Source organism: Simplicispira hankyongi (assembly GCF_003570885.1).
Taxonomy (GTDB): Bacteria; Pseudomonadota; Gammaproteobacteria; order Burkholderiales; family Burkholderiaceae_C; genus Simplicispira; species Simplicispira hankyongi.
Window position 1 is genome coordinate 150,177 of sequence record NZ_QXJC01000001.1, and the last position, 26,572, is coordinate 176,748.

Annotated in this window: 24 protein-coding genes and 1 riboswitch; of the genes, 9 read left to right on the forward strand and 15 right to left on the reverse strand. The window is 65.6% G+C overall.

Going from position 1 to position 26,572, the window contains the following annotated elements:
• Window positions 1–74: 74 nt before the first annotated feature.
• Together acs and D3F03_RS00650 are read left to right on the forward strand one after the other, a co-directional pair.
• Window positions 75–2,072: an acetate--CoA ligase gene (acs, locus tag D3F03_RS00645; RefSeq protein WP_119107451.1), complete on the forward strand. Its 1,998-nt coding sequence runs from the start codon at window positions 75–77 to the stop codon at window positions 2,070–2,072.
• 386 nt (window positions 2,073–2,458) lie between these two features.
• On the forward strand, window positions 2,459–2,923 hold the full coding sequence (locus D3F03_RS00650) for a LapA family protein (protein ID WP_119107452.1): 465 nt from the start codon (window positions 2,459–2,461) through the stop codon (window positions 2,921–2,923).
• Between the two features lie 91 nt (window positions 2,924–3,014).
• Here D3F03_RS00650 and D3F03_RS00655 read toward each other — a convergent pair whose 3' ends face one another.
• A complete protein-coding gene (locus D3F03_RS00655; protein ID WP_119108487.1) occupies window positions 3,015–3,326 on the reverse strand; it encodes a c-type cytochrome in 312 nt (103 codons plus the stop codon).
• Between the two features lie 101 nt (window positions 3,327–3,427).
• Between D3F03_RS00655 and D3F03_RS00660 the strand changes: the two genes are divergently transcribed.
• On the forward strand, window positions 3,428–3,670 hold the full coding sequence (locus tag D3F03_RS00660) for a TIGR04438 family Trp-rich protein (protein ID WP_119107453.1): 243 nt from the start codon (window positions 3,428–3,430) through the stop codon (window positions 3,668–3,670).
• A gap of 66 nt (window positions 3,671–3,736) precedes the next feature.
• On the opposite strand, the gene ilvD (D3F03_RS00665) is transcribed toward D3F03_RS00660, so the two are convergent.
• Window positions 3,737–5,443, reverse strand: a complete 1,707-nt coding sequence (ilvD, locus tag D3F03_RS00665; RefSeq protein WP_119107454.1) for a dihydroxy-acid dehydratase — start codon at window positions 5,441–5,443, stop codon at window positions 3,737–3,739.
• Between the two features lie 160 nt (window positions 5,444–5,603).
• Here ilvD (D3F03_RS00665) and ilvD (D3F03_RS00670) point away from each other — a divergent pair, with 160 nt between their 5' ends.
• On the forward strand, window positions 5,604–7,463 hold the full coding sequence (ilvD, locus tag D3F03_RS00670) for a dihydroxy-acid dehydratase (RefSeq protein WP_119107455.1): 1,860 nt from the start codon (window positions 5,604–5,606) through the stop codon (window positions 7,461–7,463).
• A gap of 139 nt (window positions 7,464–7,602) precedes the next feature.
• Here ilvD (D3F03_RS00670) and bfr read toward each other — a convergent pair whose 3' ends face one another.
• Window positions 7,603–8,079 (reverse strand): bacterioferritin, encoded by a 477-nt coding sequence (gene bfr / locus D3F03_RS00675; RefSeq protein ID WP_119107456.1) that lies wholly within the window; start codon window positions 8,077–8,079, stop codon window positions 7,603–7,605.
• Window positions 8,080–8,151: 72 nt separating this feature from the next.
• Between bfr and lgt the strand changes: the two genes are divergently transcribed.
• Window positions 8,152–8,991: a prolipoprotein diacylglyceryl transferase gene (lgt, locus tag D3F03_RS00680; protein ID WP_119108488.1), complete on the forward strand. Its 840-nt coding sequence runs from the start codon at window positions 8,152–8,154 to the stop codon at window positions 8,989–8,991.
• On the opposite strand, the gene D3F03_RS00685 is transcribed toward lgt, so the two are convergent.
• The 7 genes from D3F03_RS00685 to D3F03_RS00715 all read right to left on the reverse strand — a co-directional run bounded on the left by D3F03_RS00685 (window position 8,967) and on the right by D3F03_RS00715 (window position 18,468).
• On the reverse strand, window positions 8,967–10,832 hold the full coding sequence (locus D3F03_RS00685; protein WP_158606118.1) for an AMP-dependent synthetase/ligase: 1,866 nt from the start codon (window positions 10,830–10,832) through the stop codon (window positions 8,967–8,969). The two genes, lgt and D3F03_RS00685, sit on opposite strands and share 25 nt — an antisense overlap.
• A 92-nt stretch (window positions 10,833–10,924) precedes the next feature.
• Window positions 10,925–11,803 carry a beta-keto acid cleavage family enzyme gene (locus D3F03_RS00690; protein ID WP_119107458.1) on the reverse strand — a complete coding sequence of 293 codons (879 nt, stop codon included), beginning with the start codon at window positions 11,801–11,803 and terminating at the stop codon, window positions 10,925–10,927.
• Complete coding sequence (locus D3F03_RS00695; RefSeq protein ID WP_119107459.1) at window positions 11,800–13,800, reverse strand: acetyl/propionyl/methylcrotonyl-CoA carboxylase subunit alpha; 2,001 nt, start codon at window positions 13,798–13,800, stop codon at window positions 11,800–11,802. The genes D3F03_RS00690 and D3F03_RS00695 overlap by 4 nt, the downstream gene beginning before the upstream one ends.
• Window positions 13,797–14,588: an enoyl-CoA hydratase/isomerase family protein gene (locus D3F03_RS00700; protein ID WP_245960450.1), complete on the reverse strand. Its 792-nt coding sequence runs from the start codon at window positions 14,586–14,588 to the stop codon at window positions 13,797–13,799. Before D3F03_RS00700 ends, D3F03_RS00695 begins: the two co-directional genes overlap by 4 nt.
• Before the next feature lie 153 nt (window positions 14,589–14,741).
• Window positions 14,742–15,896 (reverse strand): acyl-CoA dehydrogenase family protein, encoded by a 1,155-nt coding sequence (locus tag D3F03_RS00705; RefSeq protein WP_119107461.1) that lies wholly within the window; start codon window positions 15,894–15,896, stop codon window positions 14,742–14,744.
• 38 nt (window positions 15,897–15,934) lie between these two features.
• Entirely contained in the window at window positions 15,935–17,557 is a 1,623-nt protein-coding gene (locus D3F03_RS00710; protein WP_119107462.1) for an acyl-CoA carboxylase subunit beta, read from the reverse strand.
• A complete protein-coding gene (locus D3F03_RS00715; protein WP_245960451.1) occupies window positions 17,554–18,468 on the reverse strand; it encodes an SDR family oxidoreductase in 915 nt (304 codons plus the stop codon). Before D3F03_RS00715 ends, D3F03_RS00710 begins: the two co-directional genes overlap by 4 nt.
• Window positions 18,469–18,619: 151 nt before the next feature.
• On the opposite strand from D3F03_RS00715, the gene D3F03_RS00720 reads away from it, so the two are divergent.
• The 3 genes from D3F03_RS00720 to D3F03_RS00730 all read left to right on the forward strand — a co-directional run bounded on the left by D3F03_RS00720 (window position 18,620) and on the right by D3F03_RS00730 (window position 20,542).
• Complete coding sequence (locus D3F03_RS00720; protein WP_119107464.1) at window positions 18,620–18,916, forward strand: SCP2 sterol-binding domain-containing protein; 297 nt, start codon at window positions 18,620–18,622, stop codon at window positions 18,914–18,916.
• A gap of 2 nt (window positions 18,917–18,918) precedes the next feature.
• On the forward strand, window positions 18,919–19,407 hold the full coding sequence (locus D3F03_RS00725; RefSeq protein WP_119107465.1) for a MerR family transcriptional regulator: 489 nt from the start codon (window positions 18,919–18,921) through the stop codon (window positions 19,405–19,407).
• A 331-nt stretch (window positions 19,408–19,738) separates the two neighbouring features.
• Window positions 19,739–20,542 (forward strand): enoyl-CoA hydratase/isomerase family protein, encoded by an 804-nt coding sequence (locus D3F03_RS00730; RefSeq protein ID WP_119107466.1) that lies wholly within the window; start codon window positions 19,739–19,741, stop codon window positions 20,540–20,542.
• Between the two features lie 79 nt (window positions 20,543–20,621).
• Here the strand turns inward: D3F03_RS00730 and D3F03_RS00735 are convergent, their stop codons facing one another.
• From D3F03_RS00735 to D3F03_RS00750, 4 genes are read right to left on the reverse strand one after another with little or no spacing between them, the layout of a single operon-like run.
• Window positions 20,622–21,536: a thiamine phosphate synthase gene (locus tag D3F03_RS00735; protein ID WP_119107467.1), complete on the reverse strand. Its 915-nt coding sequence runs from the start codon at window positions 21,534–21,536 to the stop codon at window positions 20,622–20,624.
• A complete protein-coding gene (locus D3F03_RS00740; protein ID WP_119107468.1) occupies window positions 21,533–22,342 on the reverse strand; it encodes a thiazole synthase in 810 nt (269 codons plus the stop codon). Before D3F03_RS00740 ends, D3F03_RS00735 begins: the two co-directional genes overlap by 4 nt.
• Before the next feature lie 24 nt (window positions 22,343–22,366).
• Window positions 22,367–22,564, reverse strand: coding sequence for a sulfur carrier protein ThiS (thiS, locus tag D3F03_RS00745; protein WP_119107469.1), 198 nt, complete (start codon window positions 22,562–22,564; stop codon window positions 22,367–22,369).
• The gene (locus tag D3F03_RS00750) at window positions 22,561–23,673 is read right to left on the reverse strand and encodes an FAD-dependent oxidoreductase (protein ID WP_119107470.1); all 1,113 of its coding nucleotides are present in this window, start codon (window positions 23,671–23,673) and stop codon (window positions 22,561–22,563) included. Before D3F03_RS00750 ends, thiS begins: the two co-directional genes overlap by 4 nt.
• A 284-nt stretch (window positions 23,674–23,957) precedes the next feature.
• On the opposite strand from D3F03_RS00750, the gene thiD reads away from it, so the two are divergent.
• Window positions 23,958–24,812 carry a bifunctional hydroxymethylpyrimidine kinase/phosphomethylpyrimidine kinase gene (gene thiD, locus D3F03_RS00755; RefSeq protein ID WP_245960452.1) on the forward strand — a complete coding sequence of 285 codons (855 nt, stop codon included), beginning with the start codon at window positions 23,958–23,960 and terminating at the stop codon, window positions 24,810–24,812.
• Between the two features lie 70 nt (window positions 24,813–24,882).
• Here thiD and D3F03_RS00760 read toward each other — a convergent pair whose 3' ends face one another.
• Entirely contained in the window at window positions 24,883–26,157 is a 1,275-nt protein-coding gene (locus D3F03_RS00760) for a purine-cytosine permease family protein (protein ID WP_119107472.1), read from the reverse strand.
• A gap of 59 nt (window positions 26,158–26,216) precedes the next feature.
• A riboswitch (TPP riboswitch) is annotated at window positions 26,217–26,322 on the reverse strand.
• Window positions 26,323–26,572: the final 250 nt, after the last annotated feature.

Genomic DNA, 26,572 nt, shown 5'->3' on the forward strand with positions numbered 1-26,572 from the left:
CCGTCAGTGCGTTGTAAGTGCCAGCGCCGACATTGGCGGGAGCCATCCCCATGACTTTCAGGAGACTTCCCCCCATGAGCGCGCCTTCGTCTGCCATTGAATCCACCCTCGTCGAGAACCGTGTTTTTCCCCCCAGCGAAGCGACGGTAAAGGCCGCGCGCATCTCCGGCATGCCCGCCTATGAGGCCTTGTGCGCCGAAGCAGCCGCGGACTACGAAGGTTTCTGGGCGCGGCTCGGCCGCGAACACCTGCAGTGGACCAAGCCGTTCACGCAGACGCTGGACGAATCCAATGCGCCGTTCTACCAGTGGTACGCAGACGGCGAGCTCAATGCCTCGGCCAACTGCCTGGATCGCCACATGGGCACGGCCGCCGAGAACAAGACGGCGATCATTTTCGAGGCCGATGACGGCGCGATAACCCGTGTCAGCTACAAGGAGCTGCTGGGCCGCGTCAGCCGCTTTGCCAATGCGCTCAAGGCGCTCGGCGTGGTCAAGGGCGATCGGGTCTTGATCTACATGCCCATGACCATCGAGGGCGTGGTGGCCATGCAGGCCTGCGCGCGCCTGGGCGCCATCCACAGCGTGGTGTTTGGCGGTTTTTCGGCCAAGGCCGTGCACGAACGCGTCATTGACGTGGGCGCCAGCGTCGTCATTACTGCCAATGCCCAATTGCGTGGCGGCAAGGAGTTGCCGCTCAAAGCCATCATCGACGAAGCCCTCTCCATGGGGGGTTGCGAGAAGGTGCGCAATGTGCTGGTGTTCGAGCGCACCAAGACCGCGTGCAACATGGTGGCCGGGCGTGACCTGACGTTCAGTCAGGCGATGCAAGGCCAATCCGACCACTGCGAGCCGGTTGCCGTGGGCGCCGAGCATCCGCTCTTCATCCTCTATACCTCCGGCTCCACCGGCAAGCCCAAGGGCGTGCAGCACAGCACCGCCGGCTACCTGATGTGGGCCAAGGTGACGATGGATTGGACCTTCGACCTCCAGCCCAGCGACGTGTTCTGGTGTACGGCCGACATCGGCTGGATCACCGGCCATACCTACGTCACGTATGGACCTCTGGCGGCAGGTGCCACGCAGATTATTTTTGAAGGCATCCCCACCTACCCGAACGCTGGTCGCTTCTGGCAGATGATCGAGCGCCACAAGTGCACCGTGTTCTACACGGCGCCCACGGCCATCCGCTCGCTGATCAAGGCGGCCGAGGCCGATCCGGTCGTGCACCCCGACCGTTCGGATTTGTCGAGCCTGCGCATTCTGGGCAGCGTGGGCGAGCCCATCAACCCCGAAGCCTGGATGTGGTACTACAAGAACGTTGGCGGCGAGCGCTGCCCGGTGGTGGACACTTTCTGGCAGACCGAAAACGGCGGCCACGTCATTACCCCGCTGCCCGGCGCCACGCCGCTGGTGCCCGGCAGCTGCACCTTGCCGCTGCCCGGCATCATGGCCGCCATCGTGGACGAAACGGGGAACGACATCCCCAACGGCTCCGGCGGCATGCTGGTCATCAAGCGCCCTTGGCCGAGCATGATCCGCACCATCTGGGGCGACCCGGAGCGTTTCAAGAAGAGCTATTTCCCCGATGAAATGGGCGGCAAGACCTATCTCGCGGGGGATGGCGCCGTGCGCTCGGCCGATCGCGGCTACTTCCGCATCACTGGCCGCATCGACGACGTGCTGAATGTCTCCGGACACCGCATGGGCACGATGGAAATCGAATCTGCTCTGGTGGCCAAGACGGATTTGGTTGCCGAAGCCGCCGTGGTGGGCCGCCCGGACGATCTCACGGGCGAGGCCATCTGCGCCTTTGTCGTCTTGAAGCGCAGCCGTCCCACGGGCGAGGAAGCCAAGCAGATCGCCAAGGAACTGCGCGACTGGGTGGCCAAGGAAATTGGTCCCATCGCCAAGCCCAAGGACATCCGCTTTGGCGATAACCTGCCCAAGACGCGCAGCGGCAAGATCATGCGCCGCCTGCTGCGCTCTATCGCTAAGGGCGAAGCCATCACCCAGGACACCAGCACGCTGGAGAATCCCGCAATTCTGGAACAGTTGGCCCAGTCCAACTGATCCAGAAGGCGCCGAATGGCGCCAGTGTGCAGCGCTGGCGGAGTTTGAAGTACTCCTGCCGCGCAGCGATGCGAAGCAGCAGAAAAATCCTCTGTACAGCTCAGTTGGCCCAGGCCAACTGAGGCGATGCTGAATAAGTCGCCGCGATGACGCGCGCCGTGCATCGGGATGGGATGCAAGGCGCAAACCGCAGCCATAGCCGCAGCTATGGCGAGGATTTGCAACGCCGCAGACGGCCCGAGGGACGGATGCGCGGGGCGTGAGGGACTTGTTCAGCATTGCCCTGAGCCAAATTTCGTTGGCGAGGTGTTGCACGCGGACAGAATCGGGTACAAGTCCGGGGTGCGCTGTGTTGTGCGCAAATTTGTGCAGACTGCGAGGACACCATGAACCTGCGATCTCTGTTGCTCATGCTCACCATGGCTGCCATGGCGGCGCTGGCATTCCTCAACTGGGCGACGCTTGCAGCGCCAGCGCCCATGTCTCTGGGTGTTGTCACGGTCGAGGCGCCCTTGGGTATGGTGATGCTGGCCCTGACCACGCTGCTGACCGCCTTGTTTATCGCCTATGTCCTGTGGCTGCAAGGGTCCGTGCTGCTGGAGACGCGCCGACACGGCAAGGAGATGCAGGCACAGCGAGAGCTTGCCGACAAGGCCGAGGCCTCGCGCTTCACCGAAATGAAGACCTTCCTGCACAAGCAAAGCCAGGAAACCCATTCGGCACTGATGGCACGCATCGAGACGCTTGAGTCACGCCTCTTGGCGCGGGCCAATGAATCGGACAACACCATGGCTGCTTGCGTGGGGCAGCTGGAGCACCAGTTGCGTGCGCCGGGGCGGGCCGTCGAATGAGCACGCATAAGCAGGGGCCCAAAAAATAACGGCTGCCCTGTGTGCAACAGGGCAGCCGTGAGGCGTCAAACGCCCGAAGGCGTTGTCAGGCTTACTTGAGCGACAGCACCCAGGTTGCCAGTTGCTTGGCCTCGGCCGCGTTGACCTGCGTGTTTGGGGGCATGGGCACCGGACCCCACACGCCTTGGCTGCCCTTCATGATCTTGTCGGTCAGCATGGCCACAGCGTCCTTTTGGCCTGCGAATTTCTTGGCCACGTCCTTGTAAGCAGGACCGACCACCTTCTTGTCGACGGCGTGGCAGGCTAGGCAGTTTTTCGATTGGGCGAGAGCGAGGCCGTCGTCGGCCATTGCCGGAGCGGCAACAGACACGGTGATCGCGAAAGCAAGCAGGGTGCGTTTCATCATGGTGGTGGTTCCTTCGTTGGGTTACATTGCTGCAAAGATGATTGTAATGACTCCAGGTGGAGCAATGGGGAATCCCACATTCATTATTGAGGAACATCATGTACGCACTTGGTCTTGGCATTCTTCTTGTGCTTCTCAAGTATCTTGAGATCAACCCCGTCGCCACATGGTCCTGGTGGTGGGTGCTGTCCCCGTTTGCTGTAACGCTTTTGTGGTGGGCTTGGGCTGACAGCACAGGCTATACCAAACGCAAAGCCATGGAAAAAATGGACCAGCGCAAGCAGGAGCGCATTGACCGGAACAAGGAGGCCATGGGTATTCGCCCACGCCGTCCGCGTTGAGGTTGTTGCTTCGCCACACACGAAAAGCGTCTGGAGCGTGCTCCGGACGCTTTTGTTTTTTGATCCTCAATAGTTGTCGAGTACCGCACCCTTGCTGGCGCTTGCGGCATTGAAGGCGAACTTGGCCTGTACGCCTCGCCGGTAGCGTGGTGCAGGCGCTTGCCAGAGCGCGCGGCGCCGGGCGATTTCGGCCTCGGGGACGTTGAGTTCCAGAATCAGCCGGTGCGCGTCGATGGTGATCGAGTCGCCCTCGTACACGAAGGCAATCGTGCCGCCGGCCGCCGCTTCTGGCGCAACGTGGCCCACCACCATGCCCCAGGTGCCGCCGGAAAAACGCCCGTCGGTAATCAAGCCGACGCTCTCGCCCAGGCCTGCGCCGATCAGCGCGCCCGTCGGTGCCAGCATCTCCGGCATGCCAGGCCCGCCCTTGGGGCCGAGGTAGCGCAGCACCATCACGTCGCCCGCGACGATCTTGCCGTCGAGAATCGCCTGCAGGGCCGATTGCTCGTCATCAAACACGCGCGCCGGGCCGGTAATCACCGGATTTTTCAAGCCGGTGATCTTGGCCACCGCGCCTTCGGGGCTGAGATTCCCCTTGAGGATCGCCAGGTGCCCTTGCGCGTACATGGGCTTGTCGATGGGGCGAATCACGTTCTGGTCGGCGCGCGGCGCGTCGGGCACGTCCTTGAGCACTTCGGCAATGGTCTGGCCGGTAATCGTCAGGCAGTCGCCATGCAGAAGCCCTGCGCCTAGCAGCATCTTCATGACCTGCGGAATGCCGCCGGCCTGGTGCAGATCCACTGCCAGATACTGGCCGCTGGGCTTAAGATCGCACAGCACCGGGGTTTTCTGGCGCACGCGTTCGAAGTCGTCGATGGTCCATTCCACCTCGGCCGCATGCGCGATGGCAAGAAAGTGCAGCACGGCGTTGGTCGAACCGCCAATCGCCATGATGACGGCCACGGCGTTTTCGATGCTCTTGCGCGTCACGATATCGCGCGGTTTGATGTTCTTCTTGATGGCCTCGATCAGCACGCGGGCCGACTCCTTGGCCGAATTGCGCTTTTCGTCGTGCGGGTTGGCCATGGTGGACGAGTAGGGCAGGCTGATGCCGAGGGCTTCAAACGCACTCGACATGGTATTGGCCGTGTACATGCCGCCGCAGGAGCCGGTGCCGGGGATGGCACGCTTTTCGATCTCATGCAGATCGTGGTCACTCAGTTTCCCCGCAGCGTTTTCGCCCACGGCCTCGAAGACGCTGACGATGTTCAGGTCCTTGCCCTGGTAGCGCCCCGGCAGAATGGTGCCGCCGTAGACGTAGATGGCGGGCACATTGGCGCGCAGCATGCCCATCAGGCCGCCGGGCATGTTCTTGTCGCAGCCGCCAATCACCACCACGCCGTCCATCCATTGGCCCTGCACGCAGGTCTCGATGCAGTCGCTGATGACTTCGCGGCTCACCAAGCTGTACTTCATGCCCTCGGTGCCCATCGCCATACCGTCCGAAATGGTGGGTGTGCCAAACACCTGGGCATTGCCGCCCGCTTCCTCGATGCCTTCGATAGCGGCATCTGCCAGCTTCTGCAAGCCCGAATTGCAGGGCGTGATGGTGCTGTGGCCGTTGGCCACGCCGACCATGGGTTTGGAGAAATCGGACTCCTGGTAGCCCATGGCGTAGTACATGGAGCGGTTGGGCGCACGCGATTTGCCTTGCGTGATGTGGGCGCTGCGTTCATTCACGGGCCGGATGGGGATGACCTTGTTGTCGCTCATGGAGTACCTTTTCATTGGAGAGGGGAGAGCCATGGCGTGGGGTGCCACGCGTTTGCAGTCTGCTGCTGTTCTTGCACCGGGCCTGATATGTCCGGTGGCAGCGCAACGGCTAAAGGATAATTAAACGCGACCTCCCAGTAACCATTCGCCCAACTCAACGATGCCCGCTTACCGTTCCAAGACTTCCACCGCCGGCCGCAACATGGCTGGCGCCCGCGCCCTGTGGCGTGCCACTGGCATGAAAGACGATGATTTTCAGAAACCCATCGTCGCCGTGGTCAACTCCTTCACCCAGTTCGTTCCCGGCCACGTGCACCTGAAAGACCTCGGCCAGTTGGTGGCGCGCGAGATTGAGGCGGCGGGCGGTGTGGCCAAGGAATTCAACACCATTGCCGTGGACGACGGCATCGCCATGGGCCACGACGGCATGCTGTATTCGCTGCCCAGCCGCGACATCATTGCCGACTCGGTCGAGTACATGGTCAACGCCCATTGCGCCGACGCCATGGTGTGCATCTCCAACTGCGACAAGATCACCCCCGGCATGCTGATGGCCGCCATGCGGCTGAACATCCCCGTGGTGTTTGTCTCCGGTGGCCCGATGGAAGCGGGCAAGGTGCAGTCGGCCACGCCAGCGGCCCGTTCGATCACGGTCAGAAAGCTCGACCTGATCGACGCCATGGTGATGGCGGCGGACGACAAGGTGTCCGATGCCGAGGTGGCCGAGGTGGAGCGCTCTGCCTGCCCCACCTGCGGTTCCTGCTCGGGCATGTTCACGGCCAATTCGATGAACTGCCTGACCGAGGCGCTGGGCCTCTCGCTGCCTGGTAACGGTACCTTGGTGGCCACACACGCCGATCGCGAAGCGCTGTTCAAGCGCGCTGGCCGTCTGGTCGTCGAGCTGTGCCAGCGCTACTACCAACAGGACGACGCCAGCGTGCTCCCGCGTTCCATGGGCTTCAAGGCGTTCGAGAACGCCATGGCGCTGGATATCGCCATGGGCGGCTCGACCAACACCATCCTGCACATCCTGGCCATCGCGCAGGAGGCCGAAATCGAGTTCACCATGGCGGACATTGACCGCCTCTCGCGCACGGTGCCGCAGCTGTGCAAGGTGGCGCCCAACACCGACAAGTACCACGTGGAAGACGTGCACCGCGCAGGCGGCATCATGGCCATCCTCGGTGAGCTCGACCGAGCTGGCAAACTGCATACCGACACGCCCACGGTGCACGCAAAAACCATGAAGGATGCGCTGGACGAATGGGACATCGCCCGCCATCCGTCCGAGGCTGTCAAGACTTTCTACCTGGCCGGCCCCGGTGGCATTCCCACCCAGGTGGCCTTCAGCCAGAACGCCCGCTGGCCCAGCCTCGACATGGACCGCAAGGACGGCTGCATCCGTGCCTACGACCATGCCTTCTCGCAAGAAGGTGGCTTGGCCGTGCTGACCGGCAACATCGCCCTGAACGGCTGCGTGGTCAAGACGGCCGGCGTGGACGATGCGCTGCTGGTATTCGAAGGTCCGGCGCACGTGGTCGAGTCGCAGGACGAGGCCGTGGCCAACATCCTGGACGACAAAGTGAAGGCCGGCGACGTGGTCATCGTGCGCTACGAAGGCCCCAAGGGCGGCCCTGGCATGCAGGAAATGCTCTACCCCACGAGCTACATCAAGTCCAAGGGCCTGGGCAAGGCCTGCGCGCTGCTGACCGATGGGCGGTTTTCGGGCGGTACGTCCGGCCTGTCGATCGGCCATGCGTCGCCCGAAGCGGCGGCCGGTGGCGCGATTGGTCTGGTGCGCACGGGCGACCGTATCCGCATCGACATCCCGAACCGCAGCATCAACGTGCTGGTGTCTGACGAGGAACTGGCCAAGCGCCGAGTCGAGCAAGACGCCAAGGGCTGGAAGCCGGCACAGCCACGCCCGCGCAAGGTCTCAAGTGCGCTCAAGGCCTATGCCAAGCTGGTGATGTCGGCCGACAAGGGCGCCGTGCGCGACGTGTCGCTGCTGGACGATTGAAGCGGCCAAGACTGGTCATCCCTGGGAGGTTCGCCAGCCTTGGTTGGCGAACCTTTTGCTATTTAGTTGATAGCTATTGACGCTTTCTGCATAAGCGCTAGAGGCTGATTTAACTACTTTCTTCGTCCTGCCAGGCTACTCAGGCTGTCTCTTCGATCTGGCTTTGCAGGTAGTTTTGCAGGCCAAGCTTCTCGATCAGGGCCAGTTGCTTTTCCAGCCAGTAGGCGTGGTCTTCCTCGGTGTCGTGCAATTGGGTCAGCAGCAGGTCGCGGCCCACGTAGTCGGCCACGCTCTCGCACAATGCCATGCCTTTTTGCAGGGCCGCGCGCACTTCGTATTCCAGTGCCAAGTCTTTTTGCAGCATCTCGGGCACGGTGCTGCCAAAGGCAAATTCTCGGGGCCGCATGTCGGGCGTGCCGCCCAGGAACAGGATGCGGCGCAGCAGGGCGTCGGCGTGCTGGGTCTCTTCCTGCATCTCGTGGTCCATGCGGGTGAAGAGGCGCGTGAGGCCTTGGTCTTCATAGATGCGCGAGTGGATGAAATATTGGTCGCGGGCGGCCAGTTCGCCGCGCAGCAGTTCCTTGAAATAGGCAATAACGTCTGGATGGCCCTGCATGGTGTTTCCTTCGTGTGTGGCCGCCAGTATCGCGCAGGCGCAAGCGTGGGCACAGGCACAATACCGGCCACCATGCTGATGTATCCCCATTTCAATCCGATTGCCCTGCAAATTGGCCCGCTCGCCATCCACTGGTATGGCCTGACCTATCTCGCCGCATTCGGCTTTTTCATGTGGTTGGGCACGCTGCGTCTGAACCACGAGCCGTTTGCTTCCATGGCGGGCCCGCGCGCCTGGACGCGCAAGGATGTGGAAGACATCTTGTTTCTGGGCGTCGTCGGCGTGGTGCTGGGGGGGCGTCTGGGCTACTGCCTGTTCTACAAACCTGGTTTCTATGGCAGCCATCCGCTGGAAATTTTTGCCATCTGGAAGGGCGGCATGAGCTTTCATGGCGGGCTGCTGGGTGTCATCGCCTCGATGATCTGGTTCGCCCACTCACGCAAGCGCCCGTGGCTGGAGGTGGCCGACTTTGTCGCACCCTGTGTGCCCACTGGCTTGGCGGCAGGGCGGATTGGCAACTTCATCAACGGCGAACTCTGGGGGCGCTTCTCCAGTCCTGATTTGCCCTGGGGCATGGTGTTTCCGCAGAGTGGTTCGATGCTGCCGCGCCATCCCTCGCAGATTTACCAGTTTCTGCTTGAAGGCCTGTTGCTGTTCGTGCTGCTCTGGCTGTTCGCGCGGCACGAGCGGCCGCGCGGCCGCGTGGCGGCAGCGTTCCTCATTGGCTATGGCGTGCTGCGCTTCACGGCCGAATACTTCCGTGAGCCCGACGACTACCTTGGCTTGCTGTCGCTGGGCATGAGCATGGGGCAGTGGCTGTGCGTGCCCATGGTGCTGGCGGGCATAGGGCTGTGGATCTACAGCGGTCGGCAGGGTGCGGCCAAGGCTCAGCCCACCGCCTCGTCCCGGTAAAGCGCCTCGATTTCCGCGGCGTACTGCCGCTGCACGACGTTGCGGCGGATTTTCTGTGTCGGCGTCAGGCAGCCGTTGTCGATGGAAAGCGCATCCGCAAGCACGCTGAATTTGCGCACGTGCGCGACGCGCGATTGCCGGCTGTTGACGGCATCCACGCCGCGCTGCAATTCCTCACTCACTTCAGCGCTGCGGCACCAAGCTTCCATCGTGCCAGCCAAGCCGCGCTGCTGGGCAAAATCGCGCAGCACGTCAGGTTTGAGCGTGAGCAGCGCGGCCAGGTAGTGGCGCGAATCGCCCACCACGATGGCATGCTCCACCAGGGGCAGGTTCATCAGGTCGGCCTCGATATTGCCCGGCGAGATGTTCTTGCCGCCCGAGGTGATGAGGAGATCCTTCTTGCGGCCGGTGACGTAGATGAAACCGTCCGCGTCGATGCGGCCCAGATCGCCGCTGTGCAGCCAGCCGTCCTGCAGGGCCTCGGCCGTGGCTTCGGGGCGGCTGCGGTAGCCCACAAACACATTGGGCCCTTTGACGAGGATTTCGCCGTCCTCGGCAATGCGCACCTGCACGCCGGGCAGAGGCTTGCCTGCTGCTCCGATGCGGATGAAGCACGGCAGGCTGATGGCGGTGGGGCCGCTGTCTTCCGACTGGCCGTAGACCTCGCCGATGAGCAAGTCCAGGCTGGTGAAGAACTGCAGGTTCTCCACGGAAATCGGTGCAGCGCCCGAGAGCAGGATGCGCGCCTGGTCGAAACCCAGCGCCTTTTGCACCTTGTGGTGCACCAGCTTGCCCGCCAGGCGCTTCTTCAGACCGAGCCAGGCGCCTGGCTGCTGGCCTTGCAGGGCCTTGGCATGCCAGTCGCGCCCAGCCCGCAGTGCCCAGCGCGCCAGGGCGGCCTTGGGGCCGGTGGCGGCGTTCAGCTTGGTGGCGATTGCCACCTGCATCTTTTCCCAGACACGGGGCACACCAAAGAAGATGGTGGGGTGCACTTCCTGCAGGTGCTCGCCCAGGGTTTCAAGCGAGTTGGCGAAGTACAGCTGGTAGCCTGCCAGCACATGGTTGCAGATGGCGCCCATCTGCTCGGCCACGTGGGCCAGCGGCAGGTAGGAAATCAGGCGGTCCTGCGGCGCAACGGCGAAGGCGGCACAGAGGGCGGAAGAGGTCCAGCTCAGGTTGGCATGGGTCAGTTCCACGGCCTTGGGGTGTCCCGTGGTGCCCGAGGTGTAGATCAGCGTGGCAATGCCGCCTTCCTGGATGGCATCCAGGCGCTGCTGCACCTCGGCATCGTGCTCCATGCCGGCGCCGAGCGCCATGAAGGCCTCCCAGGTCATGGGAGGGGCTATGCCGCCAGGGGTTTGCGCAGGGGCTTCGGTGCTGGCACGCCGCATCATCACCGCAGCGCGCAGGCGGGACAGCGCCTGTGGCTCGCACGCTGCCTTCTGCCATTGCTGCACGTTTTCCACCAGCAGCACCGTGCAGCCGCTGTGTTCGACGATGTAGGCGATTTCGTTGGCTGCGCTGCTCCAGTAGATACCGGCGGCCACGCCCCCCACCATCATGGCGGCGAGATCCATGGTGGTCCATTCCGGCCGGTTGAAGCCCAGGATGCATACGGCATCGCCCGGCTGTACCCCCAGCGCCACCAGGGCGCGCGCGGCCTGGCGTGCCTGGGCGGCATAGTCGCCCCAATTCGTGGCCTGCCAGCCTGCGGCGTCGCGCACGCAGTAGGCGGGATGCGTGGGCTGGCGCGCAGCGGTGCGCAAAAGGCGCGCTGGGACACTGGCGAATTGGTAGTCGCTGACGGCTCGGGGCGTTCTCTGGGCATGGGTGATGGGCATGCGTGTGTCTCCGCGTTCTTGTGGGTCTCCGGCACAGCGGGGCTGCGCGTGGCCAGGTCCTTCTGGTGGGGCCTTGGCCAGGGTCTGCAGGGTCAGGCTTTCAGCCCCAGCATCTGCCGCGCCTCGGCAGGCGATGCGATGCCGCGCCTGGCGTTCCGCGCGCATCGCGCAAGGGCTTCGATGAGCGGGCCGTTGCCGCTGGCACGGCTACCGTCGGGCAGGTAGAAGGTGTCTTCCAGCCCGGTGCGCAGCATGCCGCCCAGGTCGGCCGTCTTCTGGTGCACGGGCCAGATCTCCTGGCGGCCAATCAGTGTGGTTTGCCACACGGCGCCCGGTGCCATCCACTCGGGCAGCAGTTCGAGCAGGCGCGCATCGCAGGGCATACCCGAGGCCACGCCCATCACCAGGTTGTATTCGGGGCGCCCCATGTCGGGCCCCAGCATGCCGTTCTTGATGTACATGGTGACCGAGCGCACGATGCCCACGTCAAAGCACTCGAACTCGGGGTGCGTGCCGGTCTCCTGCATCACGTCGAGAAACTGCTGCACCTTGGCCACCGGGTTGTCGAACACCATGGGTGGCCAGGCCCAGCTGCCGTCTTCCTTGAGCTTGAGGTAGTTCAGGCTGCCGGCGTTGCAGGCAGCGATTTCGGGGCGCACGCGGCGGATGCAGGCGAGCGGCCCGCTGATGTCCTTGCCGATGACGCCCGTGGTCAGGTTGATGACGACGCCGGGGCAGGCCTGGCGGATCGCGTCCACCACGTCCTGCGCCACATCTGGATCCCAACTGGGCATGTGGCCCATGCCCTCTTGCTGAGCGCGGACGTGCACGTGCATGATGGAAGCGCCCGCGTCGAATGCCTGGCGGGCCTGTGCGGCCATCTGCTCAGGCGTGACAGGCACGGGGTGCTGTTTGGGGTTGGTCAGTACGCCGGTGAGGGCGCAGGTGAGGATGGCTTTGTCGTGGCTCATGGCGTGGTCTCGTCGTGGGTGAGTTCAAGTTCTGCCAGCACGCTGCCTGCAGCCACGCTGCCTCGCAGCTCGGTATGCAGAGCGGTGACGGTGCCATCCGCGCGGGCGCTGAGCCACATTTCCATCTTCATGGCTTCGACGCAGACGAGCGGCTGGCCGGCCTTGACCGGGTCGCCCACGGCGACGGAGATGGCGCAGACGGTGCCCGCCACGGGGGAACGCAATTGGCGCGGGTCGAGGGTCTGATCGGTCTGCGGGAAGGGTGATTTTTCTTCAAAGACAAACACCGCTGCGCCCAAAGCCAGCGTCACCCGCCCGCCTTGCAGCAGGCACAGGGCCCGCCGCTGCACACCGCCCTGGCGGTAGTGCAGGTAGTGGTCTTGCCAGGCGATGTGTTCAAAGTCGAAGGCTTCGCCGCTGGCCAGTTCCACCGCCACCTGCGCGCCGTGGGGGCGGATGCGCACGGCCTGGGTTTCGGTGGTGCCTTGCAGGCTGAGCGTGGTGCTCCAGGCGGCCACGCTGTTGGGCCGGAAGGTGCCCGAGGTTTGCGCGACCAGTGCTGCGGCGGCCAAGGCCCAGGTATGGGCATCGGCCAGCGGCGCTTGCAGCAGCGGCTCACCGTCTTGCACCCACTGGTCGATGGTGGTGGTGTGCATGCGCGCCGCACGAAAGTCGGGGTGGTCCAGCAGGTCGCGCAGAAAGCGCGCATTGTTGCGCACACCGAGCAGCGGGCTGTCTTCCAACGCGGCCCTCAGGCGCCGGATGGCGTCGTTGCGGTCGCGGCCGTGTGCGATCAGCTTGGCCACCATGGGGTCGTACCAGGGGCTGATCTCGCCACCTTCCCGAATGCCGGCGTCGATGCGTATCTCACCATAGGCGCATTGCCCCCGCGCGCGGCCTGCCAGCGCCAGTTCCGGGCGCCAGAACGCCACCGGGCCGGTTTGCGGGGCAAAGCCGTTGTAAGGGTCCTCCGCGTAGAGACGCACTTCAATTGCGTGGCCGTTCAGTTGGATATCCTGCTGCTGCAGCGGCAGGGGTTCACCCGCCGCCACACGCAGTTGCCACTCCACCAGGTCCAGGCCGGTCACGCATTCGGTCACCGGGTGCTCCACCTGCAGGCGGGTGTTCATTTCCAGGAAGTAGTGGCGGTTCCCGCTGTCCACGATGAACTCCACCGTGCCCGCGCCCTGGTAGCCCACCGCCAGGGCGGCAGCCACGGCATCGTGCCCCATCTGCGCGCGCATCTGCGGCGAGACGATGGGGGAGGGCGCTTCTTCAATCACTTTCTGGCGCCGGCGCTGCGCCGTGCAGTCGCGCTCGCCCAGGTGCACGGCGTTGCCATGCGCGTCGGCAAACACCTGGATCTCGATATGGCGCCCGCCTTCGATCAGGCGCTCCAGCATCAGCGTGCCGTCGCCAAAGGCGCTGGTGGCTTCGCGCCGGGCGCCCGCCAGGGCTTCGGGCACCTCGGCCAGGTCGCGCACCAGGCGCATGCCGCGCCCGCCGCCGCCGTTCACGGCCTTGACCAACAAGGGGGTTTGTAAGCGGGTGGCCTCGCGCAGCAGGCATTCGTCGCTCTGGTCCTCGCCCAGGTAGCCGGGCGCGCAGGGCACGCCAGCCTCCACCATGCGCCGCTTGGCGACGGCCTTGTCGCCCATGGCGGTAATGGCCGCTGCGGGCGGGCCGATGAAAACGAGACCGGCGCCCGTGCACGCCTGCGCAAAATCGGCGCGTTCGGACAGGAAGCCGTAGCCTGGGTGCACGGCGTCGGCACCGGTGAGGCGCGCGGCGGTCAACAAGGCATCGGTCAACAGATAACTCTCTGCCGCCGGTGCTGGGCCGATGCGCACGGATTCATCGGCCAGCGCCACATGGGGCGCCTGGGCATCGGCGTCGGAATACACGGCGACGGTGCGGTAGCCGAGTGCGCGAGCGGTCCTGATAACCCTGCAAGCGATCTCCCCCCGGTTGGCAATCAGGATTTTCGAAAAAGTCATGCCGGAACCCAAGTCGGTTTGCGTTTCTGCAGAAATGCGCTGGTGCCTTCCTGGCCTTCGGGGCCTTGCACGGCGCGTGAGAAGACGGCGGCGGCCTCATCAATCAGCGCAGCGGGGGTGTTCCAGCGCGCCTTGGCCATCAGCGTCTTGGTGGCGGCAAGCGCCTCGGGTGCGCAGGCCAGGATGTCGGCGAGTACGGCCTGCACAGCGCTGTCCACGTCAGTGGTTGGCACCTGCTGGTGCACCAGGCCGATGGCCAGGGCTTGTGCCGCATCGAGCCGCCCGCCGGTCACGGCCAGGCGTTTGGCCTGCGAGTAGCCCAGGCGCTCGACGAGGAAGGGTGCGATCTGCGCCGGCACCACGCCCAGCGAGGTCTCTGGCAGGCGAAAGCGCGCCGTCTCGGTGGCGATGGTCACGTCGGCCACGCAGGCCAGGCCCAAGCCGCCGCCCATCACCGTGCCCTCCAGCACCGCCACCACGGCCAGCGGCGTGGCGGCGAAGGCGGCGCACAGGTGGCCGAATTCGGCGTTGACTTCGGCGATGGGGTCGGCACCGCCCTCGGCCTGCGCGGCGCGCTGGTGCGCGGCCGCCATGTCCTTCAAGTCGCCCCCGGCGCAGAAATGCCCGCCGGCGCCGCGCAGCACCACCACGCGCGTGGCGTGCGCGCTGCCGGCCGTGGATTCCGCATGCGCCAGCGCCTGGCGCAGTTCGCGCACCATGCTGAGCGACATGGCGTTGCGGACCTCGGGCCGATTCAAGGTGATTTCAAGCGTTTGCGCTTTATTCACGGCGTTTATAGCTATAAATTGCATAGCGATCTACGAAGGTGGAGAGGTGTTTGGGGGTGGCGCCCAGGCAGGGCGTTCCGGCGGCCTCATAGACAAATCTGCCGCCGGCACGCCCTCCCTGGACGCTTGAACGCGCGGGGTGTGCATGCGGCACTACCGCTGCCTGCCCGGCAGCGTGCCCTCGAGCTTGCAGATGATGCCCAGCATGATTTCATCGGCGCCACCGCCAATCGAGATCAGGCGGCTGTCGCGGTAGGCCTGCGAAATGGGGTTCTCGGCGGTGAAACCCATGCCGCCCCAGTACTGCAGGCAACTGTCGGCCACTTCGCGCGAGAGGCGCCCGGCCTTGAGCTTGGCCATGGAGGCGAGCTTGGTGACATCCTTGCCCGATACATACGATTCCACGGCGCGGTAGGTCAGCGCGCGCAGGGCTTCGACTTCGGTGCGCAGCTCGGCCAGGCGGAAGTGCACCACCTGGTTGTCCAGGATGGGCTGGCCAAAGGTGCTGCGCTGGCGGGTGTAGTCGATGGTCTTGTCGATGAGGTTGTCGAGCGAGCGCAGGCACCCGGCGGCGCCGTACAAACGCTCTTCCTGGAACTGCAGCATCTGGAACATGAAGCCCGCGCCTTCCTGGCCGATGAGGTTGCGCTGCGGCACGCGCACGTTGTCGAAGAAGAGTTGCGCCGTGTCGCTCGAATGCATGCCGATCTTCTCGATCTTCTGGCGCGTCACGCCGGGGCTGTTCAGTGGCAGCATGATGAGCGACTTGTTCTTGTGCACCGGCCCGTCAGAGGTGTTGGCCAGCAGGCAGCACCAGTCGGCCTGCATGCCGTTGGTGATCCACATCTTGGAGCCGTTGATGACGTAGTCGCCGCCATCCTTCTTCGCTGTGGTTTTGACGGCTGCCACGTCGGAGCCGCCCGTCACCTCGCTCACGCCAATGCAGCCCACCATGTCGCCAGCAATGGCGGGGGCGAGAAATTCCTTGCGCAGTTCGTCCGAGCCGAAGCGCGCCAGCGCCGGGGTGCACATATCCGTTTGCACGCCAATGGCCATGGGCACGCCGCCCACGTTGCAGTCGCCCAGCGCCTCGGCCATGGCCATCGAGTAGCTGAAGTCGAGCCCCATGCCGCCGTATTCGCTGGGGTACTTGATGCCCAGCAGGCCCAGGTCGCCAAGTTTTTTGAAGATTTCATGGGCTGGGAACTGGCCAGCCTTTTCCCATTCGGCCGTGTGCGGGTTGATTTCGTTGGCGACAAATTTGCGCACGGTGTCGGAAATTTGCGCGTGCTCGGGGGTGAATTGCATGGGGTTCTCTCCGGAAAAGTAGTGTTGCGGCAGGAGGCTTACAAGCGCGCCACGCCAAAGGTGTTGGGGTGCAGCACGCGCTGGCGCGACTCGCGCGCTATGGCCAGGCACTGGGCGAGCACGCCGCGGGTGTCGCGCGGGTCGATGATTCCGTCGTCCCACAGGCGGGCGGTGCCGAACAGCACGTCGGACTCGGCATCCAGGCGGCGCTTGAGTTGATCGCTCATGGCCTTGATGCCGGCCTCGGCCTGCTCGCCCAGCGGCACGCCGGCGCGCTCGAGCTTGCCGCGGCTGATCATCTCCATGACCATGGCGGCCTGCGCGCCGCCCATCACGGCGGTGCGTGCGCTGGGCCAACTGAAAATGAAGTCCGGGTCGAACCCGCGCCCGCACATGCCGTAGTTGCCGGCGCCAAACGAGCCGCCCACCACGATGGTGAACTTGGGCACCCGGGCATTGGCCACGGCCTGGATCATCTTGCTGCCGTGCTTGATGGCGCCAGCGCGCTCGGCCGCCGTGCCCACCATGTAGCCCGTGGTGTTCTGCAAAAACACCAGTGGCGTGCCGCTCTGGTCGCACAACTGGATGAACTGCGCCGCCTTGACCGAGCCCGTGGGCTGGATGGGGCCGTTGTTGGCGATGAGGCCGACGTGGTGGCCGGCTATGCGCGCGTGGCCGCAGACCGTGTCGCTGTCGAAAGCGGCTTTGAATTCAAGAAAGTGCGAGCCATCCACAATGCGCGCCACGATTTCGCGCGCGTCGTAGGGCTCGCGCTCGTCCGCCGGGACGATGCCCAGAAGTTCCTCGGCGGGGAACAACGGCGCGCGCACGGTGGCCTCCGGCGTGCTCGCCAGATCCCAGGGCAGGTGGTCCAGCAAGTCGCGCGTGAGCGCAATCGCGTGGGCGTCGTTCTCGGCCAGGTACTCGCCCAGGCCCGTCACGCTGGCATGCAGCTCGCTGCCGCCCAGCGCCTCGTCGGTGGTGTCTTCGCCAATGGCGGCCTTGACCAACGGCGGGCCGGCCAGGTAGATGCTGGAGCGCCCTTTCACCAGCACCACATAGTCCGACAGACCCGGCAGATAGGCACCACCCGCCGTGGACGAGCCATGCACCACCGCAATCTGCGGGATGCCAGCGGCCGAGAGGCGTGCCTGGTTGGCAAAGCTGCGCCCGCCATCGACAAAAATATCGGCCTGGTACATCAGGTTGGCGCCGCCCGATTCGACCAGCGCAATCAGCGGCAGCTTGTTTTGCAGGGCGATGGCCTGCGCACGCAGGGCTTTTTTGAGCCCCATGGGCGGTACGGTCCCGCCTTTGACGGCGCTGTCGCTCGCGGAAATCATCACGCGCTTGCCGGCCACCTGGCCTATGCCCACGATGGAGCCACCGCCCAGCACGGCCTTCTTGCCGTCGTCGTCGTGCATGCCCAAACCTGCGAGGGGGCTCAGTTCAAGAAAGCTGCTGCCCCGGTCGAGCAGGCGCGCAATGCGCTCGCGCGGCAGCAACTGGCCTTTTTTCTCAAACTTCTCCTGCTTGGAAGCCGACTCGGCCACCACCTTGCCTTGCAGGCCTTGCACTTGCGCCAGGCGCTCGGCCATGCGCTCGGCGTTGCGGCGAAAGGCCTCGCTGCCGGCATCAATCAGGGTGCGCAGAGCGGTCATGGCTTGAGCACCTCCGGCGTCTGCGCACGGTGAAAGCCCTCAAAAGGCGGACAGCGGTTGTGCTCCAAGGTGGGGAAGACGGCGCTGCCCAGCGAGGCGGCGCCGTCAATCTGCAGTGTGACGCCGGTCATAAAGGACGCACCGGGGCTCAGCAAAAAGACGATGGCCGCGCTGATCTCTGCCTCAGTCGCCAGGCGCCGCATGGGCACGTGCTGGCGCAGTTTCGGAATCAGCGTGCGCATGGCGCCGCCGTAGCTGTCCATGCCCGAAGAGGCGACCCAGCCGGGCGCCACCGCGTTGACGCGCACGCCGGCCTGCGCCCATTCAAAGGCGGCGCTCATGGTCAGGTTGCTCATGCCCGCGCGGGCGGCGCCCGAGTGGGCCATGCCGGGCATGCCGTTGCGAAAATCCGCCGTCATGTTGACGATCGCGCCGCCATGCGCCTGCATGCTTTGCACGAACACCTCGCGCATCATCAAAAACCCGCCGGTGAGGTTGTTGTTGACCACGGCCTCAAAGCCGCGCTTGCTGATGGCTTGCAGCGGCGCAGGGAACTGCCCGCCTGCGTTGTTGACCAGGCCGGCGATGGCGCCGAAACGCGCCACCACGTCGGCGACGGCGGCCTTCACGGCATCTTCATCGCGGATGTCAAAGGCCAGGGTGTCGCATTGGCCGCCGTCCTCGCGGATTTCGTTGGCCACCCGCTCCAGCTTCTCGGCGGTGCGCCCGCTGATCACGACGTGCGCGCCCAGCGATGCCAGCTCGTGCGCGGTGCAGCGGCCAATGCCGCTGCCGCCGCCGGTCACCCAGACGGTCCGGCCGGCAAACAGCCGTTCGCGAAACACACTTTGGTACTGCGCCGGGGCGGGGTGGTGCATGGAACCGGCAATGGAAGGGGTGGCTTGGGGCATGTCGGGTGCTGCAGCGGAGATGCGCCATTAGATGGGATGGTGACGTTAACGTCAACATGCTTTCTTATGCGTATTTACCCTTTCGTTTTAGATAGGGTGTGGGCTTATGATGCGCACCTGGCTTTTCCCACCCACTCTTGCAAGGATTCCCATGAACATCCAGGAATGCACCGACGCGATCCGCGCCAAAGTCGGCGACAACAGCGGCCTTGGCGCTGTCCTCAAGTTCGATTGCGGCAGCGATGGCCGCATCGTCGTTGACGGCGTCTCCACGCCCAACACGGTGGACAACCACGACCGCGATGCCGACTGCACGGTGGCGATCACCCTGGACAACCTCAACAACCTGCTCAGCGGCAAGCTCGACCCGGTCACCGGCTTCATGGGCGGCAAGTTCAAGGTCAGTGGCGACATGGGCATTGCCATGAAGCTGCAGCGGGTGATCTGACCATGTCCGACGGCCACACCCAGGGCGCGGGCGACCGCCAGGCTGCGGCCACGGAAGCCGCGCGCCAGGTGCTGGCCGACCATTTCTCCGACGACAAGCATTCCGAACTTTTCGGTGTCACCGAGCTGTGCAAGGCTTTTGGCGTGACGCCCCGCACCCTGCGTTTTTACGAAGACAAGGGCCTGCTGTGCCCTCGCCGCGTCAATGGCACGCGCGTCTACAGCCGGCGCGACCGCGCGCGCCTGGTGCTGATCTTGCGGGCCAAGGCCATTGGCTCATCGCTGGCGGAAATCAAGCAGTACCTGGACATGTACGGCCAGGCGGGGGAGGGGCGCCAGCAGCAACTGCGCTATGTGCTGGAACGCACCGATAGCGCGATTGCCGAGTTGGAGCAAAAGCGCGCCCACATTGAAAGCAGCCTGGCCGAGCTGCGCATCATCAACAGCAATGTGCGCGGAAATCTCGGGCTACCGCCACGGGACGCAAGCTGATGGGCGTTTGGTCATCTTTGGTCAGATAGCACCGCGCTATCGGCGGGCCAACGCAGGCAATTTCTGGCGCCCTGTCGGCGTTGCAAATCTTCGCGATAGCTGCGGCTATCGCTGCGGTTTGCGCCTTTCCAGAACCCAAAATCCATCCTTCTTATTTGTGCCATCCAGCACAAAACACTGCACCAGAAGCAGTCGTGCGGCCTCGTGGTCCACGCGCGCAACGATGGGAAGCACATCGACACGCACGGCAGCGCCGTTGGCGCAAGGCAAAATTGCTGCTTCTCGCCAGGTCGAAAACGGGCCACTGGCGGCTGACAGAGCAAGGACACACATGGAACAGGGGCACATTCGCGTCGAACCATTGGGCGCAATTTCTGGCGGCTGGCGCGTACTTCTGCACAACCCCGACCGCCTCAACGCCATGTCGCGCGCCATGTGGCGCGAGTTGAAATCAGTCTTCGAGCAGATCAATGCCGACGCCAGCGCCCGCTGCGTGCTGGTGGAAGGCGCGGGCACAGCGTTTTGCGCCGGCGGCGATATTTCCGAATACCCCGCGTTTCGTTTTGACGAGGCAGCGCTGCGCGACTTTCACGAAACGGAAGTCTGGGGCGCACTCGCCGCCATGCTCGCCTGCGACGTGCCATTGGTCGCTGGCATCTCGGGCGCCTGCATGGGCGCGGGCGTGGAGATTGCCAGCTGCTGCGACATCCGCATTGCCGGCGCCTCGGCCCGCTTTGGCGCGCCGATTGCGCGGTTGGGATTCCCCATGGCGCCGCGCGAGGCGCAACTGGTGGCGGGTGCGCTGGGCGAGGCGGTTGCGCGGCAGATGCTGCTGGAGGCCGCCACGTTCTCTGCGGCCGAGATGCAGGCTTGCGGTTTTCTCTCGCGCGTCGTCGCCAAGGAAGCTGTGGCGGCCGAGGCACGCGCCAGCGCCGGCCGCATCGCCGCGCTCGCGCCGCAGGCAGCACGCCTGAACAAGCAAACGCTTCGGGCCTTGAAATCGCCTTCCACGCTTGCAGGGTATGCGCAAGCAGCTATGGAAAGCGTAGTGGATGGCGCCTTCCAGTACGCCGACAGCGCCGAGCACCGGGAGGGCATTGGTGCTTTTCTCGCCAAACGAGTGCCGAATTTCTGATCACGGCGGGTGATTGACCCGGCACTATCAAAATGAAAGCATGTAGCGCTTATCCAGTAAGCGCTAGAGGCCAATTTTTCTATAAATTTGGCGCTACGCTGCCCATGGCGCGCAGCAGTCGCGCAGCCTCCGCCTCTGGGTCTTGCGCCGCCACCAGCGCGCGCACGACGGCAATCGAGCCCACGCCGGTGTCCAGAATTTCGGCAAATTGGTCAGCGCCAATGCCGCCAATCGCCACGGTGGGGTAGTCGCGCAGCAGCGCGGCGTAGGCGGCCAGGCGCGCCACGCCCTGGGGGGCAGTGGCCATGCGCTTGAGCGTGGTGGGGAATACGGCACCCAGGGCGATGTAGCTCGGCTGCACCGCGTCGGCGCGCAGCATCTCGGCGTAGCCGTGGGTGCTGACGCCCAGGCGCAGGCCGCTCGCGCGCAGCTCGTCCACTTCGACAGCGCTGAGCGCATCCAGGTCTTCCTGGCCCAGGTGGGCGCCGTAGGCCCCGGCGGCGATGGCCTCGCGCCAGTGGTCGTTGATGAACAGCAGGGCCGATGTGCCGGCTACCGCCTCAACGGCGGCGCGCACTTCTCGGGCAATGGCGGCGGCATCGTCCGATTTGAAGCGCAGTTGCACCGTGGGCACGCCAGCGCGCGCCATGCGGCCCACCCAGGCGGCGTCGGGCAGCACGGCGTACAGGCCGAGCTGCTGTGGGCAGGCGGCAAAGGGGGCGGCATGCGGGCGCGGCTGCAGGCCAAAATCCTGCGCCGCGCTGGGCCAGAGTTCGGGCGCGCTGCTGCCGGTGCGCTCCCAGCGCGCCTGCCAGGCATGGGCCAGCACCTGCGCATCCTGGGCGATGAAGCCGAGCGCGCTGCAGGCGGCCAGCGCGGCGCGGTACACCGGCGCGTCGCTCTCAGGCGCGGGGGCAGGCAGCGGCGCGAAAGCGCTGAATTTGGCAGCGTGGGCGCGCTCTATTTGGTGCGCCAAGGTGGTGGTGTCGGTCATGCGGGTGCATGGTGCCAGAACGGCGTGCCCAGCACCGGGGTGCTCGGCTGGGCGCTGGCCTGGGGCTGCATGGCGCCGGCGCGGCGCGCGCTGTGGCCGGCGCGCACCGCGTCGGCAAAGGCCACGGCCATGGCAACCGGGTCTTGCGCCAGCGCCACGGCGGTGTTGAGCAGCACACCGTCAAAACCCCACTCCATGACCTGGCAGGCGTGTGATGGCAGGCCCAGGCCCGCATCGACCAGCATGGGCACGGCCAGGCGCTCGCGCAGCACCTGCAAGCCGTAGGGGTTGACGGGGCCGCGGCCGGTGCCAATCGGCGCCGCCCAGGGCATGACCGCCTGGCAGCCCACGTCGACCAGGCGCTGGCACAGGATCAGGTCTTCGGTGCAGTAGGGCAGCACCTTGAAACCGCCCTTCACCAGGGTTTCCGCGGCGGCGACGAGGTTCAGCGTGTCGGGTTGCAGCGTGTAGTCGTCGCCAATGACTTCGAGCTTGATCCACGGTGTGTTGAACACCTCGCGTGCCATCTGGGCCGTGGTGATGGCTTCTTGCGCGCTGTGGCAGCCAGCGGTGTTGGGCAGCACGGGCACGCCGAGTTCGCGCAGCAGCTCGAAGAAGCTCTGCCCGCCGTCGGCGCTGCCGCTGGTCTGGCGCCGCAGCGAGGCGGTCACCATGCCGGGCTTGGCTTGCTGCACGGCGGCTTTGAGCGTGCTGGGCGAGGGGTAGCGCGCGGTTCCCAGCAGCAAGCGGCTCTGGAAGGTTTCGCCGTAAAGGGTGAGGGTGTCGGGGGATGCGGTAGCGGTCATGGCAAAAAGGGGGTTCAAGGCGGCTCAGCCGCCGGTGACAGGGGAGATGACTTCAACGCGGTCGCCGGCCTGCAGCACCTGCTGGGCATGGCGTGCAGCTGGCACGAACACGGTGTTGACGGCCACGGCAAACGGCGGCTTGGGGTCCATTTCGGCCAGCAGCTCGGCGACGCTGGCGCCGTCGTGCAGCGTGCGGGGCAGACCGTTGACGGTGAGGTTCATGCGGCAAGTGCCTCGGTTGGCTCTGCGGTGTCCACCGCCAGGTCAAAACTGCGTGCCAGCGGCGAATCGCCCGTGGCCAGCAGCTCCAGCACCACGTCGAGCATGGCGGGGGCAATCATGTAGCCGTGGCGGTACAGGCCGTTGACCTCCAGCACGCGTGGCCTGCGCAGGCGCACGGCGGGCAGGTTGTCGGGCAGCGTGGGGCGGCACTGCGTTGCAATCTCAAGAATGCGCGCCTCGGCAAAGCCGGGGTGCACGGCGTAGGCGGCGCTGAGCAGTTCGAGCGCCGAGCGCACGCTGGCGGGCGAGAGATCGTCGGTTTCGATCTCGGTGGCGCCGATGACGAACACATGGTTTTCCTTGGGCGCGATGTAGATGGGGTAGCGCGGGTGCACCAGGCGCGTCGGGCGCGCCAGCGTGACCTCGGGCGCGTGTACGCGCGCCACCTCGCCGCGCACGCCGCGCAGCGCCCGCCACGCGCTGCGTGCGCCCAGGCCCCGGCAGTCGATCACCCAGCCGGGCTGGCCGCTGGTGCCCGGCGTGAAATCTGCCGGGTCGGCGGCCTGGTTCCAGTGGGTTTGCACGCCCAGCGTCTGCATTTCCAGCGCCAGTGCGGCCAGCAGTTGGCGGTTGTCGAGCTGGCCTTCTCCGGGCAGCAGCATGCCGCTGGCAAAGCGCGTCGCCAATGCCGGTTCGACTTCGGCCAGCCGCGTGGCGTCGAGCGGCTCCATGGCGGGGAGTTCTGGCACCTGCTCACGTGTGGCGGCAAGCTGCTGGCGCAGGCGTGCGGCGTCGGTGGCGTCCTGGCGGTGCCAGACGATCAGCGTGCCTTCCTGCTGGAAGAACACCGGGCTCGCCAGCGTGCCCAGGATTTCCCGCCAGCGCGTGAGCGCATAGCGCCCCATGCGCACCACGCCGTGCTCGGTGACGGCCGATTCGGCCAGCGGCGCCAGCATGCCGCCGGCGACGCGGGCGGCCGAATGCTCGCCCTCGGGCCCGCCCAGGTCGTAAATGGCGACCTGGTGGCCGGCGCGCGCCAGCGAGACAGCAAGCAGCCGGCCCATGAGCCCGGCGCCCAGGATGGCAAAAGAGGTTGGTTGTGAAGTCATCGTGTTCCGTCCAGGGTTCACGGACAAAACGGGCACACCGGGATGGTGCTTTGCGCTGGAAACTCCCCACGCCAGCATGACCTGGATCGGGTAACGGGGCGGCGCGCACGCGGTGCAGCATGTGGCTTTGCCCCAGGGTGTTTCTCAGTCCACGCCGATCTTGGCGGGACACCCCTGTTTCGTCCTGCGCAAATTAAAGCACAGCGCCAAACCCGCAAGCTTGACATGGCGCATGCGCCACAATGGCCCGGCCCGGCGCATGCGGGTTTTTTCAGGAGGATGTTTTGACCCAGACCGCCACAGCCACCCCAGCAGGCAATGCCCCCCGCTATGTGCGCGTGCTCTCCATCGCCGGCTCCGACAGCGGCGGTGGCGCGGGCATTCAGGCCGACCTCAAGACCTTCGCCGCGCTCGGCTGCTACGGCATGACGGCTATCACCGCCATCACCGCGCAGAACACCCAGGGCGTGCGTGCCATCCATGGTGTGCCGCCCGAGATGCTGCGCGCACAGATCGACGCCGTGGTGGAAGACATCGGCGTCGACGCCGTGAAGATCGGCATGCTGCATTCGCCGGAAATCGTCGCCGTGGTCGCCGACGCCGTGCGCCGCCACCGCCTGCCGCATGTGGTGCTCGACCCGGTGATGGTCGCCACCAGCGGCGACCGCCTGATGGCCGACGACACGGTGGGTGGGCTGGTGCGCGAGCTGTTCCCGTTGGCCGAAGTCATTACCCCCAACCTGGACGAAGCGGCGCTGCTGCTGGGCCACGCCATTGGCGGCCCCGCCGCGCTCGATGCCGCCGCGCGCGAGCTGCTCGCGCTGGGCGCGCCGGCTGTTCTGCTCAAGGGTGGGCACTTGGCGGGCGACGCGGTGATTGACGTGTTGATCGAAACCGGCGGTCGCCTCACCCGGCTGGAGGCACCGCGCATCGTCACGCGCAACGGCCACGGCACGGGCTGCACCTTGTCCTCGGCCATCGCGGCGCACCTGGCGCTGGGCCTGCCCCTGGCGCAGGCAGTGAAAGAAGCGCGTGCCTACATCCTGGGCGCGATTGCTGCCGGCGCCGAGGTGCGCACCGGGCAGGGCGCCGGGCCGCTGAACCATGGCTATGCGCCGGTGGCGCAGCGGGTGCGGTAGCAGGATTTGAGGGTTTTTTGGGCTCTAGCGCTTATCTGTAAATCGTTTACAGCTATCAAAAACGAAGCGATCAAGCACTGCGCGGGCGCGCCACCCAAGCCAGCACAAAGCTCAGCGCCAGCGTCGGCAGCGCCGAGCCCAGCGCCGGCGCAAACTGCGCCAGCAGGTGGTAGCACGCAATGCCCGCGAGCCAGATGGCAATCGGCGTCGCATGCGCGGCGCGCGCGCTTGCCACCTGAGCCGCCACGTCACGGCGGCCTGCCAGGCAGCCCAGAATCACCCCAAACAGCGGCACGAAGACCGAGCTGAGCAACAGCAAAAACGGCTCCAGGCTGTGCATGGGCAGCACCAGCGCCAGGCCCGTGCTCAAGACGGCAATCAGCAGGCCCCACTGGCGCACGCTCCAGCGCGGCAGCAGGCTGTGGGTGGAGACAGCGCCCGAATACGCGTCGCCATAGGCGTTGTCCACCTCGTCGATGAGGATCAGCGAGAGCGCAATCAGCCCGCCCTGCGCCAGCAGCAACGCGGTCACCAGGTCCTCACTGGGCAGCACCAGCGCCACCAGCATGCCCAGCGCGTAGCACCAGATATTGGCCAGCGCATAGCCGGCCCAGGTGCCGCGCAGCGCCGCGCTGCCGCTCTTGCCATGGCGGGCGTAGTCGGCCACCAGAGGCAACCACGAAATCGGCATGGCGATCACCAGATCCAGCGCGGGCAGTACGCCCATGCCGCCTTCGCCGCGCCGCTGCCAGAGGGCTTCGAGCCCTTGCGCCTGCGCCATGCCCAGAAACTTCCAGGTGAGCCAGAGCAAGGAGAGCACCACCAGCGGAAGTGCCACCCGGGAAATGATTTGGCGCACCAACTGCACCATGGAGCCGCTGATCAGCAGCGTGATCGCGCCGCCCCACAGCAAGGTGGCCAGCACCGGCCAGTAGCCCGCGAGCAGGCTGCCCGACTGGCGGCCAATCGCCACGGTGGCGTCGCGCATGATCACCAGCTCGAACGTGCCCCAGCCCAGCAGTTGCACGATGTTGAGGATGATGGGCAGGCGCGCAAAGCTGCGCCCGTAGACCGCGTGCATCAGCCCGGCGCTCGCCAGGCCGCTCTCGCAGCCGATCTTGGCCACCCAGCCGAGCATGCCGGCGCCAATCAGCGAACCGCCGACGATGGCGAGCAGGGCTTCCTTGGTGCCCAGCGCCGGCATCAGGTAGGCGCCCACCTGCATCACCAGCAGCCCCACACCCAGGCTGAACCACAGCGAGGCGTGGTCGCGCAGGCGAAAAACCCGCTGCTCGCTGGAGATGGGGGTCAGCGCCTCGTTGGCGGATGCGGTGCGGCTGCTCATGCGGAACTCCTTGGGCAAAGCAGCGCAAGGAAGATGCCGGCCACGCCGGCTAAGGGCATGGAGTGGCAGACGGGCTTCCCTGCGCGAGGATGATCTCAATCAGGTTCAAAGGGACTCTCTCAGCCCACGCGCCGGCTTTGGCGTGGGGCACCCCTAGCGAATGCAGCGCCTTGCGGCGGTGCGGGGTGGATTCTAGTGGGGATGGGGGGAGGGCGCTGGGGAGGGGCGGCTATCGGCCAGGAGCCGCTGTTGGGGGCAAGGATAAGCTGTCCTTCAACATAGAACGTTGGCCGTGAGTGGACCGCAACGGCGCACTCAGCATTGAAGAATAGCGACCACGTCGGCCGCCGTTGTGGGTCCAATCGACGAACCTGTTAGACATTGCCACCGCCTTTCGCCCGCCATCTGTGGACCG

Coding starts and splice junctions, on each gene's coding strand:
- D3F03_RS00650 (WP_119107452.1), top strand. CDS start 2,459: ATGAACCTGCGATCTCTGTTGCTCATGCTCACCATGGCTGCCATGGCG.
- D3F03_RS00655 (WP_119108487.1), bottom strand. CDS start 3,326: ATGAAACGCACCCTGCTTGCTTTCGCGATCACCGTGTCTGTTGCCGCT.
- D3F03_RS00750 (WP_119107470.1), bottom strand. CDS start 23,673: ATGACTTCACAACCAACCTCTTTTGCCATCCTGGGCGCCGGGCTCATG.
- D3F03_RS00740 (WP_119107468.1), bottom strand. CDS start 22,342: ATGACCGCTACCGCATCCCCCGACACCCTCACCCTTTACGGCGAAACC.
- D3F03_RS00760 (WP_119107472.1), bottom strand. CDS start 26,157: ATGAGCAGCCGCACCGCATCCGCCAACGAGGCGCTGACCCCCATCTCC.
- D3F03_RS00660 (WP_119107453.1), top strand. CDS start 3,428: ATGTACGCACTTGGTCTTGGCATTCTTCTTGTGCTTCTCAAGTATCTT.
- D3F03_RS00725 (WP_119107465.1), top strand. CDS start 18,919: ATGTCCGACGGCCACACCCAGGGCGCGGGCGACCGCCAGGCTGCGGCC.
- thiS (WP_119107469.1), bottom strand. CDS start 22,564: ATGAACCTCACCGTCAACGGTCTGCCCCGCACGCTGCACGACGGCGCC.
- D3F03_RS00705 (WP_119107461.1), bottom strand. CDS start 15,896: ATGCAATTCACCCCCGAGCACGCGCAAATTTCCGACACCGTGCGCAAA.
- D3F03_RS00730 (WP_119107466.1), top strand. CDS start 19,739: ATGGAACAGGGGCACATTCGCGTCGAACCATTGGGCGCAATTTCTGGC.
- D3F03_RS00695 (WP_119107459.1), bottom strand. CDS start 13,800: ATGACTTTTTCGAAAATCCTGATTGCCAACCGGGGGGAGATCGCTTGC.
- D3F03_RS00690 (WP_119107458.1), bottom strand. CDS start 11,803: ATGAGCCACGACAAAGCCATCCTCACCTGCGCCCTCACCGGCGTACTG.
- lgt (WP_119108488.1), top strand. CDS start 8,152: ATGCTGATGTATCCCCATTTCAATCCGATTGCCCTGCAAATTGGCCCG.
- bfr (WP_119107456.1), bottom strand. CDS start 8,079: ATGCAGGGCCATCCAGACGTTATTGCCTATTTCAAGGAACTGCTGCGC.
- ilvD (WP_119107455.1), top strand. CDS start 5,604: ATGCCCGCTTACCGTTCCAAGACTTCCACCGCCGGCCGCAACATGGCT.
- D3F03_RS00720 (WP_119107464.1), top strand. CDS start 18,620: ATGAACATCCAGGAATGCACCGACGCGATCCGCGCCAAAGTCGGCGAC.
- D3F03_RS00685 (WP_158606118.1), bottom strand. CDS start 10,832: ATGCCCATCACCCATGCCCAGAGAACGCCCCGAGCCGTCAGCGACTAC.
- ilvD (WP_119107454.1), bottom strand. CDS start 5,443: ATGAGCGACAACAAGGTCATCCCCATCCGGCCCGTGAATGAACGCAGC.
- D3F03_RS00710 (WP_119107462.1), bottom strand. CDS start 17,557: ATGACCGCTCTGCGCACCCTGATTGATGCCGGCAGCGAGGCCTTTCGC.
- D3F03_RS00715 (WP_245960451.1), bottom strand. CDS start 18,468: ATGCCCCAAGCCACCCCTTCCATTGCCGGTTCCATGCACCACCCCGCC.
- D3F03_RS00735 (WP_119107467.1), bottom strand. CDS start 21,536: ATGACCGACACCACCACCTTGGCGCACCAAATAGAGCGCGCCCACGCT.
- acs (WP_119107451.1), top strand. CDS start 75: ATGAGCGCGCCTTCGTCTGCCATTGAATCCACCCTCGTCGAGAACCGT.